Source organism: Acinetobacter sp. YH12072 (assembly GCF_013419565.1).
In the GTDB taxonomy this organism is placed as follows: Bacteria; Pseudomonadota; Gammaproteobacteria; order Pseudomonadales; family Moraxellaceae; genus Acinetobacter.
In genome coordinates this window covers 30411-46438 of record NZ_VOZV01000027.1, presented here as the reverse complement: position 1 = coordinate 46438, position 16028 = coordinate 30411, and the positions used below count along the sequence as shown (strand labels likewise).

At 41.6% G+C, this 16028-nt stretch carries 17 protein-coding genes, 1 tRNA gene and 1 pseudogene; 10 read left to right on the top strand and 9 right to left on the bottom strand.

Going from position 1 to position 16028, the window contains the following annotated elements; genetic code table 11:
* Nucleotides 1–92 (top strand): annotated as a pseudogene (locus FTU19_RS11955) (IS5/IS1182 family transposase); the annotation flags it as partial.
* Between the two features lie 22 nt (nt 93–114).
* On the opposite strand, the gene FTU19_RS11950 reads toward FTU19_RS11955, so the two are convergent.
* Entirely contained in the window at nt 115–780 is a 666-nt protein-coding gene (locus FTU19_RS11950) for a DUF3887 domain-containing protein (RefSeq protein ID WP_180131382.1), read from the bottom strand.
* A gap of 459 nt (nt 781–1239) precedes the next feature.
* On the opposite strand from FTU19_RS11950, the gene FTU19_RS11945 reads away from it, so the two are divergent.
* The gene (locus FTU19_RS11945; protein ID WP_004784054.1) at nt 1240–1488 is read left to right on the top strand and encodes a hypothetical protein; all 249 of its coding nucleotides are present in this window, start codon (nt 1240–1242) and stop codon (nt 1486–1488) included.
* A gap of 126 nt (nt 1489–1614) precedes the next feature.
* Complete coding sequence (locus FTU19_RS11940) at nt 1615–1815, top strand: hypothetical protein (protein WP_005236199.1); 201 nt, start codon at nt 1615–1617, stop codon at nt 1813–1815.
* A gap of 5 nt (nt 1816–1820) precedes the next feature.
* On the opposite strand, the gene FTU19_RS11935 is transcribed toward FTU19_RS11940, so the two are convergent.
* Both FTU19_RS11935 and FTU19_RS11930 read right to left on the bottom strand, forming a co-directional pair.
* A complete protein-coding gene (locus tag FTU19_RS11935; RefSeq protein WP_180131380.1) occupies nt 1821–2459 on the bottom strand; it encodes a LysE family transporter in 639 nt (212 codons plus the stop codon).
* Nucleotides 2460–2579: 120 nt separating this feature from the next.
* Nucleotides 2580–3146 (bottom strand): FxsA family protein, encoded by a 567-nt coding sequence (locus FTU19_RS11930; RefSeq protein WP_159124495.1) that lies wholly within the window; start codon nt 3144–3146, stop codon nt 2580–2582.
* 125 nt (nt 3147–3271) lie between these two features.
* On the opposite strand from FTU19_RS11930, the gene ruvC reads away from it, so the two are divergent.
* A complete protein-coding gene (gene ruvC / locus FTU19_RS11925; RefSeq protein ID WP_004784062.1) occupies nt 3272–3817 on the top strand; it encodes a crossover junction endodeoxyribonuclease RuvC in 546 nt (181 codons plus the stop codon).
* Here ruvC and FTU19_RS11920 read toward each other — a convergent pair.
* Together FTU19_RS11920 and FTU19_RS11915 are read right to left on the bottom strand one after the other, a co-directional pair.
* Nucleotides 3814–4095: an acylphosphatase gene (locus FTU19_RS11920; protein WP_179993093.1), complete on the bottom strand. Its 282-nt coding sequence runs from the start codon at nt 4093–4095 to the stop codon at nt 3814–3816. The two genes, ruvC and FTU19_RS11920, sit on opposite strands and share 4 nt — an antisense overlap.
* A gap of 11 nt (nt 4096–4106) precedes the next feature.
* Complete coding sequence (locus FTU19_RS11915; RefSeq protein WP_180131377.1) at nt 4107–5564, bottom strand: NAD(P)H-hydrate dehydratase; 1458 nt, start codon at nt 5562–5564, stop codon at nt 4107–4109.
* A 23-nt stretch (nt 5565–5587) separates the two neighbouring features.
* On the opposite strand from FTU19_RS11915, the gene queG reads away from it, so the two are divergent.
* The 3 genes from queG (at nt 5588) to bioB (ending at nt 8148) form a co-directional block, all read left to right on the top strand.
* The gene (gene queG / locus FTU19_RS11910; RefSeq protein ID WP_159124491.1) at nt 5588–6682 is read left to right on the top strand and encodes a tRNA epoxyqueuosine(34) reductase QueG; all 1095 of its coding nucleotides are present in this window, start codon (nt 5588–5590) and stop codon (nt 6680–6682) included.
* A gap of 106 nt (nt 6683–6788) precedes the next feature.
* On the top strand, nt 6789–7007 hold the full coding sequence (locus tag FTU19_RS11905; RefSeq protein ID WP_005236211.1) for a hypothetical protein: 219 nt from the start codon (nt 6789–6791) through the stop codon (nt 7005–7007).
* A gap of 139 nt (nt 7008–7146) precedes the next feature.
* Nucleotides 7147–8148 carry a biotin synthase BioB gene (bioB, locus tag FTU19_RS11900; RefSeq protein WP_180131374.1) on the top strand — a complete coding sequence of 334 codons (1002 nt, stop codon included), beginning with the start codon at nt 7147–7149 and terminating at the stop codon, nt 8146–8148.
* A gap of 10 nt (nt 8149–8158) precedes the next feature.
* Here the strand turns inward: bioB and FTU19_RS11895 are convergent, their stop codons facing one another.
* Together FTU19_RS11895 and FTU19_RS11890 are read right to left on the bottom strand one after the other, a co-directional pair.
* Complete coding sequence (locus FTU19_RS11895) at nt 8159–8386, bottom strand: hypothetical protein (protein ID WP_125279759.1); 228 nt, start codon at nt 8384–8386, stop codon at nt 8159–8161.
* Between the two features lie 500 nt (nt 8387–8886).
* The gene (locus tag FTU19_RS11890) at nt 8887–10398 is read right to left on the bottom strand and encodes an aldehyde dehydrogenase family protein (protein ID WP_180014192.1); all 1512 of its coding nucleotides are present in this window, start codon (nt 10396–10398) and stop codon (nt 8887–8889) included.
* 207 nt (nt 10399–10605) lie between these two features.
* Here FTU19_RS11890 and FTU19_RS11885 point away from each other — a divergent pair, with 207 nt between their 5' ends.
* Complete coding sequence (locus FTU19_RS11885; protein ID WP_166139384.1) at nt 10606–11787, top strand: helix-turn-helix domain-containing protein; 1182 nt, start codon at nt 10606–10608, stop codon at nt 11785–11787.
* 451 nt (nt 11788–12238) lie between these two features.
* Here FTU19_RS11885 and FTU19_RS11880 read toward each other — a convergent pair whose 3' ends face one another.
* Together FTU19_RS11880 and FTU19_RS11875 are read right to left on the bottom strand one after the other, a co-directional pair.
* Entirely contained in the window at nt 12239–13411 is a 1173-nt protein-coding gene (locus FTU19_RS11880) for an iron-containing alcohol dehydrogenase (protein WP_159123263.1), read from the bottom strand.
* A gap of 210 nt (nt 13412–13621) precedes the next feature.
* Nucleotides 13622–13698, bottom strand: a tRNA-Ile gene (locus tag FTU19_RS11875).
* Nucleotides 13699–14493: 795 nt separating this feature from the next.
* On the opposite strand from FTU19_RS11875, the gene FTU19_RS11870 reads away from it, so the two are divergent.
* Both FTU19_RS11870 and FTU19_RS11865 read left to right on the top strand, forming a co-directional pair.
* Nucleotides 14494–15048 (top strand): 1-acyl-sn-glycerol-3-phosphate acyltransferase, encoded by a 555-nt coding sequence (locus FTU19_RS11870; RefSeq protein ID WP_179993088.1) that lies wholly within the window; start codon nt 14494–14496, stop codon nt 15046–15048.
* A 228-nt stretch (nt 15049–15276) separates the two neighbouring features.
* Complete coding sequence (locus tag FTU19_RS11865) at nt 15277–16026, top strand: YebC/PmpR family DNA-binding transcriptional regulator (protein WP_004784089.1); 750 nt, start codon at nt 15277–15279, stop codon at nt 16024–16026.
* Nucleotides 16027–16028: the final 2 nt, after the last annotated feature.

Sequence of the window (16028 nt, the reverse complement as noted above, 5' to 3'; positions counted from 1 at the left end):
TTAGAGGAATAGCTACTCGATATGACAAGCTCAAAAGAAATTATCAAAGTTCTGTTGCCTTAGCCTGTATATTTTTATGGCTACCGTTATAGGGTTAATTATGAACAGTAAGTGTCAACAGACCCTAATCTTGTCATCCAGTTTAATTTTATTTTGTGTCACCAGTTCAGCCAATATGGTTGATGTCATCACTTTGGTCAGAGAACCAATTGCAAAGATTTTATCCTGATTGGCCTGGGCCTGGATTTTGTCCTTATGCTTCTGTACTCCATAGTAATGGGGTTTGTCCTGATCTAATACCGCTATCGCTACTTGAGTTTGTTCTGGAAAAGTATGAGTAGCCTGATAAATTTTCTCTGCAATCGCTTTTGGATAGCCTTGAATAGCATTGACTGTCTTATTATTTGCTGCGGTAGATTCGATATAGGGCGTAAATAAAAGGCCGGAAATCTGTTGATCATTATTCAAACTCATGCTGAGTTTCAGACGGTCTTTTTCAAAGTTGGCCTTATAGACTGCAGTCTCTTTACCTTTGGATTCCAAATACTCAAGACTTTGTATTGTGCCCAGTTGCTGCTGTAAGTCTTTAGAGACTTTTTCAAACATATTTAAAGGAATCGCCTTTTTCGCTTCAGGTGAAAACTTTTCAAAAATTGCTGCATAATTTTGCGCATTAAAATCCTGCTGAAACTGGGCAATAACTTCCTTTTCAATATCCGATTGTGCATAAAGACTGCTCATATAGAGCAAGGATGATAAAAACAGTGATATTTTCTTCATGAGATCAGTATTGTTCCTTAAGTTTATAATGCACTTTCATAAAAATTATTGAAATTAAACATTTTTATAGACTTAATACAGTGCAACGAATAGTTAAAAAATAAGCAAAATATATTCCATATCATTCTTTTTTGTAGGGCAGATTAAGCCATATAAGTTCTTGCCCTGTCTATTTGCCATTTTATACTTGTTGCTCTTAAGCTTAACTAGTACTGGTTCAAAAATTGCTTATGAATTGATAGATAGCATAGTTAATTATTTCAGAGAATTTTCTTGAAATAATCTAACGATGTTATGTACTTAGCCAATTATTATTTGTTTTCCTCACTGAGACTTGGGTAACTTTTTGTTATATGACTTGTCAGCGTCTAATTGCCTCATTAACATGAAATGCAGACCTGAAATAAAAGTCCGTGAAAGATAACAAAAAAAATATCAGAAATGTAATGGAGCTTAGCAATGTACTATCAATATCACTGTGCGTGCTGCGATAAAGTTGTGGAAGCTGGCCAAAAAGAATGTCATGCCTGTGGCTCACATAATATTCGCAGCCCTTATGGTTTTTGGATTTTATGTCTGGTGGCCTGTCTGGTTACTGCAATCGCGTTCAAGGTAATGCATGTTTATATCCAGTCACAGCAGCAGGAAGTGCCAGCTCAGTCGTCTTTATTTGATGTGCTGCAACAAGATAATAAACGTCCGCGCTAATTTTTTATCCTCCAGCAAGACCTGACTTGGATCAGGTCTTTTTTATGCGTTTTTAACTTGAATATGAAACGCTGCCAGAATAGAAAATTTGAATTACAATAAGTCATCTTGCAGTGAGAGATGAAAATGGTTCAGTTAATTAAAAAAGGCGGCTTACGTGAGCGTGCCAATCGCAGTCGCAGTTATCAGGGTTCGGAAAATACTGAGGCCACCCTTAAACCGAATCGTTATCAGTCTCCAGTGCAGAAACAGGATCATCCAGTTTCTGACGCTTCCGCTGCACAGCAGCTTTCTAACGAAAACTCCTCTGTCACTCCATCAAATTAAGATTTTTAGTTCATTAGAACTAGCGCGTCATACCATAACCAGACTGCAAAAATCAGGAATAACCCGCCTGAAATCATATCGATATAACTTCCTGATCGCTGGTAAGCCTCTTTAATTTTGGGATGGGAAATTAATAGCATCAGTAAAGTAAAAGTAATAAAGGTTTGCAGCGGAATAATCACTGCCAGTTGCGCTTTTAAATAATCAGAAGCTGATGAGCTCAGTGCAAGTGAAAATACGCTACTGAAATAGATCAGGGTTTTAGGATTCGACAGATTAGTCAATAAACCCTGCATAAAGTAACTTTTTGGTGTTTCTACCGTATTTAAATCATCTTGAGCTTGATGCCTGTTCTGAAAACCTTGCCATCCACCTTTTAGCATGGCCCAGCCCATTTTGGCCAAAAATAGCCCACCGATGACCATCAATACTTGCTGAATCCAGGGAAACTGATCGATCAGTACGGTAAAGCCAGCTAGCGTCAATATCACCCAAACCACGATCCCCGCTGAAATTCCGGAAATCACCTTTAAGGCATTCATACGTGTCGTAGAAGCAGCACTTTTTGCGATAAGTAAAATGTCAGGACCCGGGCTTAATTGAGCAACAAAATGCAGAAAACAGATGGTAAAAAGCAAGGACATTTAAAAAAGATCAAATGGTAAAAAAACTATTATAACTTTTGTTTAATGAAATTAGAAAGTTCCAATAAAAAAGCCGAATCATGAGATTCGGCTTGAAGTATTTATATTGAAAGCGTGATTTTATTTCTTGTTCACATCTTTCATTTCAATTTTCTTGGCTTCCGGGGTCACTTCACGAGCTTCACCATCAATAATGGTTGAATCACCATGACCACCCTGCTGGTTCTGCATATCTTGCATTTGACGCATCATTTCAGCAAACGGGTTTTGGCCTGCGCCGCCACCGACATCGCCCATCATGCCACCCATCATTTTTTCCATCATGGCTTGCTGACGTTTCATCATCATTTTCATCATGGCTGCCTGGAAAGCACGTTGTACAGGTGGAATCAGCATTAATACCGCAAGTACATCACTAATCAAACCAGGAATCAGCAGGAAAAAGCCGGCTAAGATTTTAGGCAAATTATTTGATAATGCCGGATCTGCACTCATCTGTCCCATCTGCATTTGCTGCATTTGTGGCATTACACCGGCCGAATATTTCCGGATCAGGTTCATACCGATAAAGAAAGCCGCCACGAACCAGAAAAATACGTACCACATGCTCCCGACAAGGTCACCCACGCCAATCCATACAAATACTTCGAGGACTAAGCCGGCCAGGATAATAAGAAATAATTTCATGAAAATTAATCTAATCTCAGTAAAATAAATATTAGGATGCTGTAATCAACTGCTTCATCAGGATCAAGCTTTTTTGATACGCTTATGTAACAATATGGGCATTATTTTATTTTTAAAGTGCAGGCATGTCATTAATTATTGGGATTGATCCCGGTTCGCGTCTAACAGGTTACGGTATCATCCAAAAAGAAGGTTCAAAACTCACTTTTGTTGATGCAGGAACGATTAGAACTGAAACAGCGGAAATGCCTGAACGTTTAAAACGAATCTTTGCTGGTGTCGAACGGATTGTCAAATTTTACGGCCCGACCGAGGCTGCGGTGGAACAGGTGTTTATGGCACAAAATCCGGATTCTGCTCTTAAACTGGGTCAGGCTCGTGGTGCGGCAGTCGCAGCCTTGGTGAATCTGGATCTGAAAGTTGCCGAATATACGGCACGGCAGATCAAACAGTCTGTTGTGGGCTATGGCGCTGCAGACAAAGAACAGGTTCAGATGATGGTTATGCGTATTCTGAACCTGACAATCAAACCGCAACAAGATGCTGCCGATGCACTTGCTGCTGCGATTTGTCATGCTCATGCTTCAGGCAGCATGAGTAAAATGGCCGTATTGAATGCCTTAGGCGGTATGGCACGCGGACGCAGCCGGGTCAGCACCCGTCGTCGTTAGTCTTTAGTTAATACTTTAAAATCCTGAAAATCAGCGTCCTGAAGAGTCAATTTCTGCTGATGAATTGCAGTGACTTCTGCACGTTGTGGTCCAGTTCTGCTGAGCTGGATCATTTCCCGAACAATCGCTTCCTTCCCCACAATGATAGCCTCAACTTCGCCTGTTTCCAGATTACGCACAAAACCCTTTAAACCTAATTGAATTGCTTGTTGTTCAAACCAGCGACGGTAGCCCACGCCCTGCACTTTGCCCTGAATGATCAAATGAATGGCCTGCATTTTTATTTTCCTTAGTGGTTCACAACCTGGTAAATGGCATGTTTCATATCTTGTGCCTGCAAGCCGCGCTCCCCATTTTTTGCCAGCAAATCGCCTGCAAGTGCGTGCAAAGTTACGATCTCATGTAAATGAATGGCATCTTTAAATTGGGCTTTCAAACTTGCGATCATGCCAGCAAGTACATCTCCCATTCCTCCGGTTCCCATACCGGCATTGCCTGCGGTACAGATGAAAAGAGCATCTTCTAAAATCAGGCTACCTGAACCTTTGAGCACCCATTGTCCCTGATATTTTTGCTGGAGCTGTTGAATTGCCTGAATACGATCTGCTTCGACTTCTGATGCTTTCATTTCTAACAAAGTAGCCGCTTCACCCGGATGTGGTGTTACATAAGTATGGGCATTCAACTTTTGTGGTGATTTTGCCAGAAACCACAAGGCGTCTGCATCGAGAACTGTCTCCAGTTCTGATTGCTGAATCAGGTCAAACCAGTATTTATATTGCTGTTCAGCCCAAGTATCTCGTCCTAACCCCATACCAAAACAGACAGCATCCACATGACGAACTAAAGCTTGGCGTTGCTCAGCATCTAGCGCATTAATATCACGCAGCATGATATTCGGAGCACGTGACAAAATGGCAGTATGATGTTTGGCATCACAAACCACAGTGACCTTACCTGCACCGGCAGCAAAGGCTGCCTCAGCTGCCATAATGACCGCACCGCCCATATCGGCATGCCCCCCAATTACGAGCACATGCCCATAACTGCCCTTATGTCCAAAAGCTTCACGTTTAGGCAGATGAATTTGAGTCGAGGAAATTTGAGCTATCGGCACAAGTTCAGCATCGGGAGGAATAACCGAGATGACCTCTACCTTGCCGGCATATTCTTTGCCTCGTCCGGTAAATAGTCCCGCCTTTAAACCTAAAACAGTAAAACTATGATCTGCCTTAATGGCAACCGGCAAAGACTGGCCTGTATTGGCATGCAGTCCGCTTGGAATATCCACTGCAATTTTAAGACCTTGCTGGGCATTAATGCTTTGAATAATCTGTTGCCAATTTTCATTCAGATCACGGTTCAAGCCGATCCCAAATAAGGCATCAATATAGACATCATATTGTTTCTGAAAATTAAAACCTGAATAAGTGGGTATACCGATTTGCTGAGTTTCCCGGATTGCTTGAGCCAGATCCTGTGATGGATCGGGTTCTGCTGCATAAATATCTATTTCAAAACCGGCCTGTTTTAAATATTTACCTATCAGATAACCATCACCGGCATTATTACCCTGACCGCAACACACAGCGATTCGGGTCAATTGCTGTTGTTCCAACAAAGGGATGAGTCGCTGCGCAATCGACCATGCTGCCTGTTGCATCAAACCATAAGAACTATTTTGCTTGCCAAACCAGCGCTGCTCCCATGCTTGTATATTGCGGCTATGATAAACTTGCTGCTGCATTTCTTATTTCCTGTTTCTGGTTTATGACAACACCCGATTCCCAAGCGCAAATCCAAGTTTATCAACAAGATCCCCATGAACTGAAAGCGTGGATCAAAGCGCAGGCACGAGAACTGGGTTTTTCTGATTGTGTCATTGCCCAACCGGATGCTCAAGCAGAATTAGTCCGCTTGCAGGAATATTTAGACCGCGGCTATCACGGTGATATGAAGTTTTTGGAAGAAAATCTGGAAAAACGTGCCGATCCCACACTGCTTATTCCCAATACCAAATCCGTGATCTGTGTACGAATGGATTATCTGGTCGATCTTCCAGAACCGCGTCTAGTACCCTATGCACCAAATTCTGCGATTATTGCCCGTTATGCCCGTGGTCGTGACTATCATAAGACCATGCGCGGGCGCCTAAAAATGCTGGCTTCTAAAATTCGGGAAAAAGTCGGTGAATTTGAATCTCGCCCCTTTGCAGACTCTGCTCCTGTATTTGAAAAATCCCTGGCCGAAAGTGCGGGCATGGGCTGGACCGGTAAACATACTTTATTAATCCATAAAAAATCCGGGTCTTTCTTTGTTTTAGGTGAGCTGTTTAGCTCACTGGAACTACCCTTTGATGAGCCTGCAAGCAAACATTGTGGTTCATGCACAGCCTGTATTGATATTTGCCCGACACAGGCTATTGTTGAACCGTATATGCTGGATGCACGTCGCTGTATTGCTTATTTAACCATTGAGTATAAAGGGATCATTCCAGAGGAGTTACGTCGAGGGATTGGTAACCGGGTCTTCGGTTGCGATGATTGTCAGTTGATTTGTCCGTGGAACAGCTTTGCTCAAAAAACTAATATTGAAGATTTTCACCCCCGACATGGACTGGATCAAGTGAGTTTACTGGATCTCTGGCAATGGGATGAAGCTACATTTTTAAGCTCAACTGAAGGCAGTCCATTACGCCGTACCGGCTATCAGAGCTTTATGCGCAATATTGCGATCGGCTTGGGTAATGCGCCTTTTGATCCACAGATTGTCCAGGCATTACAAGCTCAGCAGAATCAACATGATGAGATTGTACAAGTTCATATTGACTGGGCCATACAGGAACAACTGGCAAAATCCCGGTAATTTTCAATTTTTACTTCGGTTCACATTTTCTCGTCAAAGCCTTACACAGTTACTGTGCAAGCTATGGCATAAAGGAAAAAGAATAGAAATAAAGCCGGAGGTGGATATGCAAAAGTCATCTGATACACAACATCAAAATCAGGAACAGCTTGAAGAGTTGCAACATCAACACCAGAAGCAGCAACAACAGCAACAGCAGCAGTCACAACATGGCCCGCTTGGCTCTCCAAAAAATAATCAGCACGAACAAGATGAACGTGTATTAAACAAGCAACATCGTAGTGATTTACAAAACCAGAATATTCACGGAAATCATCGTGAATAAACTCCGATCAAGAGTTCAACTACAAAGCTCACCTTGTGTGGGTTTTGTTTTTTCTATAAGGTCATATTTTGCTAATGAAGATGGCGATACTTTTACTTAAGATGGAGCCTGATAAATAAATATGAACAAGGATGGACAGATGAACAGTATTGATCCGATACGTAATGATTGGTCTCGTGCAGAAATTGAGGCCCTGTATCAACAACCTTTAATGGATTTGCTCTTTCAGGCTCAACAGGTTCATCGTCAATATTTTGATGCCAATGCCGTTCAGGTCAGTACCCTGCTCTCTATTAAAACCGGTAAATGCCCAGAAGATTGCAAATACTGTTCTCAGTCCGCACATTATGACTCCAAACTCGAAGCGGAAAAACGAATCGCATTAGAAAAAGTAATTCAGGAAGCAAAAGAAGCTCTTGCCTCTGGCAGTTCACGTTTCTGTATGGGAGCAGCGTGGCGTAATCCGCATGAACGTGATATGCCTTATGTACTGGACATGGTACGTGAAGTCAAAGCACTGGGACTCGAAACCTGTATGACTTTAGGCATGCTGAATGCCTCACAGGCAGAACGCCTGAAAGATGCAGGACTGGATTATTACAACCACAATCTGGATACGTCACGTGAATACTATTCACATATTATCAGTACCCGCAGTTTTGATGACCGATTGGATACACTGGATCATGTGCGTCAAGCGGGTTTAAAAGTGTGTAGTGGTGGCATTGTCGGCTTAGGTGAAAGTCGTAATGACCGGATCGGTTTATTGTTTGAGCTTTCTACCCTTCCAATTCATCCGGAATCTGTGCCTATCAATATGCTGGTGCCAATCGAAGGCACACCGATGGCAGATGTTGAAAAACTGGATGTGATTGAATGGATTCGAACTATTGCAGTGGCCCGCATTCTGATGCCAAAAAGTTATATTCGTCTTTCGGCAGGCCGTGAATCACTGACTGACTCAGATCAGGCATTAGCATTTATGGCGGGTGCCAACTCGATTTTCTCAGGCGAAAAACTGCTAACGACTCCAAATACAGCCAAAGGTCGTGACCAGCAGCTCTTTGAAAAATTGGGACTGGTAGCAGAACAACCTAAGCCAAGCATCCGCGCATTGGCGACTGATGCAATGGCAAGTTAATTGAAATAATTCAAGATGCTGAAAAGTTATGTGCAGTAATTAAAATGCCATAACTGGCATTGAGATAATCACCGATCCGGATCTGGTCTGTTCCATTGGCATGATGTACGACCAGTTCCTGCGTCAGTGCATCAAAACTAAAAGAGTCATAACAGTCCTGATGCAGGCTTAACCAGTGTAAAGTGTCAGCCAGATTTTCATCTACAATATAGGTTTTGGCATGGAAATCTTTGCTCATTTAAGCCTTCTCATCATGTGGTACTGGTAATGATTTTAATGGATATGAGTTTAGATTAAATATAATGGATATAAAAAAGTGAGCATATCGCTCACTTTTTCTTGCAGTATTTTTTAATCTCTTTGGGTACCACATTTGCGGCATTCCCAATCTGCCCCAATTTCCTCCATTTGCTGGTATTCATAAATGTGCAAGCAGAATAGTTTTTTCAGTAGTTGAAGCATTATAAAACTCCCGTTTCATCATTTTTAAAATACGCTTCTTTAGGCACCCTTCCTGAGTGTCGATTTGTTGTTCTGGATAAAAACCACCTCTAACTTATAACCAGAATTTTTCAAAATGTAAAACCTATTTCATTCATTTTTTCAACTTTCCGATAAAGTTAAATTTCAATTGATTCATGCTTTTAATTAGCATCTGTGATCTATATCTCAAATACCACTTATTAAAGATTCTCTACTATAAAAAAAGCGAACCGAAGTTCGCTTTTTTGCTTTTATTTAGAAGAAACCAGCTGGCTTGGTTGAATAACTCACCAACAGGTTTTTGGTCTGCTGGTAATGATCCAGCATCATCTTGTGGTTTTCACGACCGATCCCAGATTTCTTGTAACCACCAAAGGCTGCATGGGCCGGATAGATATGATAGCAGTTGGTCCAGACACGACCCGCTTCAATGGCACGGCCAGCGCGATACGAGGTATGTGCCGAACGTGACCAGACACCAGCACCTAGGCCATAAATCGTATCGTTGGCAATCTTGATGGCATCATCAAAATCTTTAAAGGTGGTTACTGCCAGTACCGGCCCAAAAATTTCTTCCTGGAAGGTACGCATATTATTGGTGCCTTTAAAGATGGTCGGTTCAATGTAGAAGCCTTGCCCGACTTCCTGACGTACACCGCCACCAACAAGCACTTCTGCACCTTCGCCGCGACCTGTTGCAATACACCCCAGAATCTTGTCCTGCTGTTCCTGCGATGCCTGCGCACCAATCATGGTTTCAGTATCGAGTGGATGACCAGTTTTAATACGTTTAACCCGATCGATTGCCAGTTCCAGGAACTGATCAGCAATACTTTCCTGGACCAAAGCACGTGATGGACAGGTACAGATTTCCCCTTGGTTCAAGGCAAACATGGTGAAACCTTCCAGTGCTTTTTCCAGATAATCATCCTGCTGCGCCATGACATCTTCAAAGAAAATATTTGGTGATTTACCACCAAGTTCCAGTGTCACCGGAATAATATTTTCAGTGGCATATTGCATGATTTGCTGACCTACAGCAGTCGAACCAGTGAAGGCAATTTTGGCAATACGCGGATTCACAGCCAGTGGACGGCCGACTTCAACACCATAGCCATTCACGATGTTTAATACACCTTCAGGTAACAGGTCCTGAATCAGTTCAGCCAGTACCAGAATACTGACCGGGGTCTGCTCTGCCGGTTTCAGAACGATACAATTGCCTGCGGCCAAAGCCGGTGCCAATTTCCATGCTGCCATCAAGATCGGGAAGTTCCATGGAATGATCTGACCAACCACACCTAAAGGCTCATGGAAATGGTAGGCAATGGTATCTTCATCAATCTCAGAAATGCCGCCTTCTTGCGCACGGATACAGCCGGCGAAATAGCGGAAGTGATCAATCGCTAAAGGAATATCAGCAGCCAGGGTTTCACGGATTGGCTTGCCATTGTCCCAGGTTTCAGCCACCGCCAGCAGTTCCAGATTGGCTTCGAGACGATCAGCAATTTTGAGCAGAATGTTAGAGCGAGTCGTTGGAGATGATTTATTCCATTGTGCTTTAGCTTTATGCGCAGCATCCAGCGCCAGTTCAATATCTTCCACGCTAGAACGTGGCACTTTGGTAAACAGCTTGCCATCTACAGGAGAAATATTATCAAAGTATTCGCCTTTGACTGGCGGCACCCATTGCCCACCAATAAAGTTGTCATACTGGGCTTTGAAATGAACTTTTGAGCCAGGCTGGTTCGGATCGATATAACGCATATGTATTTCCTTTGCTTATTTTAATCTTTAAAAATGCTGCATCTACAGCTTTGGTATAAGGTACATCCGTACTCTATTTAGTTAACATACGCGTTATAAGGTTGGAGAAAGGTTGGCACTCAACCGATTTACATTTCTTTTGATTCCTCATAAAAACAATAATAATTACATTTGGATGTAAATCATGAATTATTGTGAGAATAAGGAATGATGACAGAACAGAGCTTGATACAACAAAGGCAAAAAATTGATCAGCTTCGTCAAAGCAGCAGTTTATCGCCTTCACATGCAGCACAACTCGAACAGAGCATCGTTAGCTCCTGGCAACGCTCTTCTTTAGCCGAGATTCCCAAAAATCGTCTGGCTGCCCCATTAACAGATATAAAACAAATCAGCACTTCTTCGGCTTTAAGTCATGCCTTGGAACATTGTGCTGAAAGTTTGAGGCATATTGCCGAACAGTCCTCTATGGTTTTGGCCGTTGGAGATATTGGCAGTACGGTACTATGGCGGGCCTCCTGCCCTGAATTGCGCACAATTGCTGATAATATTCACTTAGTTGAAGGCGGTCAGTGGCGTGAGGAACTGGTCGGGACCAATGCCCTTGCCCTGTCGATCAAAACCCAACAATCGAGCTGCGTGTTTTCCAGCGAACATTACATGCCTTCCGTGCAGGATCTAGTCTGTTATGCCTCCCCCATTATTGATCCTTATTCCAAACAGATTCTAGGGGTTATTGATCTGTCCACCCACTGGCAAAAACATAATAGCTTAGGGCTATTAGCAGCCGAACGTTGTGCATCCATCATTCAATCTGCTTTACTGGAATCGCAAAAACAGCGTTTATATATTCGTGCCTTTTCTGTCCCGCAGGTCATTTTTAATGGTAAAACCCTGACCATAACCCCACGCCAGACTGAAATTCTCGCTATTCTGGCTTTATTCCCACAAGGTTTAAGTCTGGATCACTTGCATCAGGCACTTTATGGCGAACGTAAAGTCAGCATGGGTACGCTAAAAGCTGAAATGTCACAGTTACGAGATATTCTGGGCGGTATGCTTGGTTCGCGCCCTTATCGATTGCTGGCGCATGTTGAAGCAGACTTCCTGCAAACCGAACAGTCTTTAGATGCAGGTTATATCGATTCAGCCTTAAAACTTTATACTGGAGTTTTTCTGGCAAAAACTGAAAGCCCATTTTTATGTGCATGGCGGGATTGTCTGGAATCACGTCTCAGTGATGCTATTTTCAAAGCCAATGAAACTGATGTGCTGCTGAAACATGTAGCACGTTTTCCTGAAGCAATTGATGCGGTTGAACGTCTGATTGAACTGATGCCAAAAGGTCATCCAGCACATCAAACCCTGCTTAAATTTCAGGATATTTAAAAATCAGATCATTTCTTGTTTGGCTTCTTGTTAGCAAGATAATTACGGCTATCTTCCATTGAGAAGATTCCAACTTATAAAAATATAAAAAGCATTTAACTACTTTAGAATTATAATTTTTTATTATAACATTTTATTGATTTAGCTCATGCTACGAATAAGCTTTTAGCAATACTCTGCTCATTCCAGTATTTTATTATTATCGAGTTCATTCAGTTAATTTTAATAAGCTATACCCTGATGAATTAACTGCCCAAATATATTTTTTGAAAGCAAAAATTTAGGCAAAAAAAAGAGCAACGCCTGCTCTATATCCTTATCAAGGGTGTAAGGATCAGCCAAGAATATCGCATGGGGATACATTTATCTTGGCGCACTTCACTAAGAAGTGCGAACAGGGTTGCATAAAATGTAAGTCTGCCGAGTGGAGAGAATCGACTTACATAGAGGCTTACAGCGCCGCTTTAAAAATCTCTACGACTTGTGCATGGCTAGCCTTACGCGGGTTGGTCAGCATACAGGCATCCTTTTGCGCATTTTCTGCCATAATGGCAAGGTCTTCCTCTTTAACCCCTAAGCCTTTCAGACCAGATGGAATTCCAATTGAAGCTGAAAGCTGGCGAATGGCATCAATCGCTGCATAAGCTGCTTCAGTCACAGTTAATCCTTCAGTATTTACACCCATCAACTGGGCAATTTTTGCATAGCGATCCGGACAGGCAATCAGGTTAAATTCGCATACGTGCGGTAGCAAAATCGCATTACATACACCATGTGGCAGGTTATAGAAACCACCCAGCTGGTGTGCCATCGCATGCACATATCCGAGTGATGCATTGTTGAATGCCATGCCTGCCAGATACTGTGCATAGCTCATAGCATCACGTGCTTCAATATTTTCACCATTTGCTACTGCCTGACTCAGCCATTCACTGATCATGGTAATGGCCTTTTCTGCACAGGCATCCGTAATCGGATTGGCTGCCGTAGAAACATACGCTTCTACCGCATGGGTTAAGGCATCCATACCAGTCGCGGCAGTTAAGCCCGCTGGCTTGGCAATCATCAATTTAGGATCATCGATCGCGATCAATGGTGTACAACGCCAATCCACAATTGCCATTTTGACATGGGTATCGGTATTGGTAATGATACAGAAGCGTGTCATTTCCGACGCTGTACCCGCTGTGGTATTGACTGCAATAAGCGGTGTCATAGGCACAGTACTTTTATCAATACCTTCATAGTCGCGGATATGACCACCACCGGCAGTCACCAGGCCAATACCTTTGGCACAGTCATGTGAAGAACCGCCACCGAGTGATACAATAAAATCGCAGCCGTTGTCATTGTAGACTTGTACGCCATTATGAACGTTAATATCTGTTGGGTTTGGTTCTGCACCTGGGAAGATATGGCTGTCAACACCAGCCTCTTTTAAATAATTTGCGATGGTATCTGCGACACCAAATTTGTATAAGCCTTCATCGGTCACAATCAGAGCTTTCTTGGCACCTAAATTTTGTGCTTTAACGCCAATTTCTTTGGCACAGCCTGGACCGAAAAGTGAAACACAAGGGATATAAAAACCGTTTGTTTGATCTGCAATATTCTTAAAAGCCATGGTTCGATTCCTTCTACCATTCATCTTATTATCGGTGACCCTCACCGTGATTTAAGTATTCAATGAACGATAAAAGAATCCCACCTACTAAAAGCCTACCTTATGATAAGAGATTGAAATTTTAGTTATTTTTGAAGATAGATAGTGCTTAAATGAATTCAAAAAATAAAAAAGCACCTAAGAGTATTGCTCCTAGATGCTTGATGTATTTGGTGGGCCCAGACAGACTTGAACTGTCGACCAACGGATTATGAGTCCGCTGCTCTAACCAACTGAGCTATAGGCCCTATATAGACTGAATTTGTTATATTTCAACTAGTTCAGGCGCATTGAATACTAGCCAAGATTAGATCAAAAAACAAGTACTTTTCTTTCTGCTTGCACACTTAGCCAGCAATCATTTTTTATCCTTAATAACTGCCCTGCTTAGGATTTAAGACTTCAGTCTAAGTTAAGCTAGCAAAAGCCTAATATGACATCTATATTTTCTATCTAAAATAAAGAGAGCACGCTAATTATTCGAATATCAAACCAATAAATTAATCGCTTTTACGTCTCAATATAACCATAATCAATAAAAATACCAACTATTAAGTATAGAAATATAATCCTAGAATATTCTTTAAAAATCTATAAAGACTAAAATTCCGATTCCAATTTCTCGTCTTTACGTAAATCCATATAGATTTCGATTAAAGACCATACAATAACCAGTGCTAACAGAAGCATTGAGAACATGAAAGCTGTAATATACGTCATAGGTTTCAATCTCAGAGAGAAAATGACCAGAAAATAGAAAAGACACAATTTCTTCTTTTCTTCGACAAAAGTCTAATAACTAAAATTTGTGCTGGATAGTCATTTTTTCATCATTTTAAGACTTATTTTATATAAGATGATATATCTCAAGGATTATTAAGTATTTATTTATATCTTTCAGGTCTTAAAAAACTATTTAATATACTTTTTTGATTTTGGATTTTTTATATTATTAATGAATTTTAATTAATGCCTATTGACTGTGAATAAGAACAGGAAGAAATTATGCAGTTCATACCGTTAGCTCTTATTTCTTTCTACTTATGCTAAACAAATTTATTGGCGAATCTGCATTTAAACTTGCCGGTTGGCAATATCATGTTGAACCCGATGTACTCGAAGATAAACAGGTCATTGTCGGATTTGAACATACATCCATGATGGATGCAGTTCTATCTTTGGCGCTCTTTAAGATGTATGACATCAAAATTCATACCCTGATCAAGAAAGAACTGTTCAAAGGCCCAATGAAACCAATTCTGGAAGCCATGGGTGGTATCGCGGTCGACCGTAAAGCCAATAAAGATATTGTCAGCGTAATGGTTGAACATTTTCAGAATAATGAAAAATTCAATCTGGTGATCGCACCTGAAGCCACCCGTGCCAAAAATGGTGAAGCGCGCAAACCGATCCGTACCGGTTTCTGGCATATTGCCAAAGCTGCCAATGTGCCAATTGTGCTTATGTATGCCAATTCCAAGACCAAGCAAGGCGGGATTTTTGGCAAAATTTATCCTACTGATCTTGCACATGATCTGGCTTTAATCAAGCGGCTCTATAAAGAGAATGTTGGTCTGGATATTATTATCCCGGAATAAACTTTCCATAAAAGGGCTTGAGAATAATGTTTCTTCTGCTCTTTTCTTATTTAGGTATTTTCTTAAGTTTTTATTTACATTTATTGCTTTGCCTTTCTATTTTATTGCCTATTTTTTTGGCATTATCATTAAATCTCAAATCCAGACTCTTTTTTCAAAAAAAGAGCTTATGGTAGAATCGGCGCAATTCGATAGGCATACAGCCAATCTACAAGGAGCATATTTCGCATGGCGGGTCATTCCAAGTGGGCCAATATTAAGCATCGTAAAGCAAAACAAGATGCCAGTCGTGGTAAGTTGTTTACCAAGTACATTCGTGAATTAACAACTGCTGCTAAACTCGGTGGCGCTGATGCGGGTAGTAATCCTCGTCTACGTGCTGTTGTAGAAAAAGCATTATCTGTAAACATGACACGTGATGTGATCAATCGCGCGATTCAGCGTGGTGCCGGTGGTGAAGATAACGACGATCTGAAAGAAGTAACCTATGAAGGTTATGGCGTAGGCGGCGTTGCGGTTATTGTTGAAACCATGACAGATAACCTGAACCGTACGGTTCCTGATGTACGTCACTGCTTTACTAAAACTGATGGTAACCTCGGTACCAACGGTTCAGTATCCTTCCTATTCACTAAACGTGGCGAAATTACTTTTGAAGATGTGTCTTTAGAAGATCAAATCATGGAAGTGGCGCTTGAAGCGGGTGCTGAAGACATCGAAGTGGATGAAGATGAAATCCTGGTGATCACTACGCCTGAAAGCTTCGGTACAGTACAAGATGCTTTAGCTGCTGCAGGTTTAAAATCTGATAACGCTGAAGTGGTGATGAGCCCGTCTACCAAAGCTGAAATCACAGATATCGACCAAGCGAAAAAAATCATGAAAATGATCGATATGCTTGAAGACCTAGACGATGTTCAAAACGTTTATACCAACGTTGAATTCTCTGATGAAGTTTTAGCGCAACTCGATGCCTAATC

Coding starts and splice junctions, on each gene's coding strand:
- FTU19_RS11870 (WP_179993088.1), top strand. CDS start 14,494: ATGCTAAACAAATTTATTGGCGAATCTGCATTTAAACTTGCCGGTTGG.
- FTU19_RS11945 (WP_004784054.1), top strand. CDS start 1,240: ATGTACTATCAATATCACTGTGCGTGCTGCGATAAAGTTGTGGAAGCT.
- FTU19_RS11890 (WP_180014192.1), bottom strand. CDS start 10,398: ATGCGTTATATCGATCCGAACCAGCCTGGCTCAAAAGTTCATTTCAAA.
- FTU19_RS11895 (WP_125279759.1), bottom strand. CDS start 8,386: ATGAGCAAAGATTTCCATGCCAAAACCTATATTGTAGATGAAAATCTG.
- FTU19_RS11950 (WP_180131382.1), bottom strand. CDS start 780: ATGAAGAAAATATCACTGTTTTTATCATCCTTGCTCTATATGAGCAGT.
- FTU19_RS11905 (WP_005236211.1), top strand. CDS start 6,789: ATGCAAAAGTCATCTGATACACAACATCAAAATCAGGAACAGCTTGAA.
- ruvC (WP_004784062.1), top strand. CDS start 3,272: ATGTCATTAATTATTGGGATTGATCCCGGTTCGCGTCTAACAGGTTAC.
- bioB (WP_180131374.1), top strand. CDS start 7,147: ATGAACAGTATTGATCCGATACGTAATGATTGGTCTCGTGCAGAAATT.
- FTU19_RS11920 (WP_179993093.1), bottom strand. CDS start 4,095: ATGCAGGCCATTCATTTGATCATTCAGGGCAAAGTGCAGGGCGTGGGC.
- FTU19_RS11880 (WP_159123263.1), bottom strand. CDS start 13,411: ATGGCTTTTAAGAATATTGCAGATCAAACAAACGGTTTTTATATCCCT.
- FTU19_RS11935 (WP_180131380.1), bottom strand. CDS start 2,459: ATGTCCTTGCTTTTTACCATCTGTTTTCTGCATTTTGTTGCTCAATTA.
- FTU19_RS11865 (WP_004784089.1), top strand. CDS start 15,277: ATGGCGGGTCATTCCAAGTGGGCCAATATTAAGCATCGTAAAGCAAAA.
- FTU19_RS11915 (WP_180131377.1), bottom strand. CDS start 5,564: ATGCAGCAGCAAGTTTATCATAGCCGCAATATACAAGCATGGGAGCAG.
- queG (WP_159124491.1), top strand. CDS start 5,588: ATGACAACACCCGATTCCCAAGCGCAAATCCAAGTTTATCAACAAGAT.
- FTU19_RS11885 (WP_166139384.1), top strand. CDS start 10,606: ATGATGACAGAACAGAGCTTGATACAACAAAGGCAAAAAATTGATCAG.
- FTU19_RS11930 (WP_159124495.1), bottom strand. CDS start 3,146: ATGAAATTATTTCTTATTATCCTGGCCGGCTTAGTCCTCGAAGTATTT.
- FTU19_RS11940 (WP_005236199.1), top strand. CDS start 1,615: ATGGTTCAGTTAATTAAAAAAGGCGGCTTACGTGAGCGTGCCAATCGC.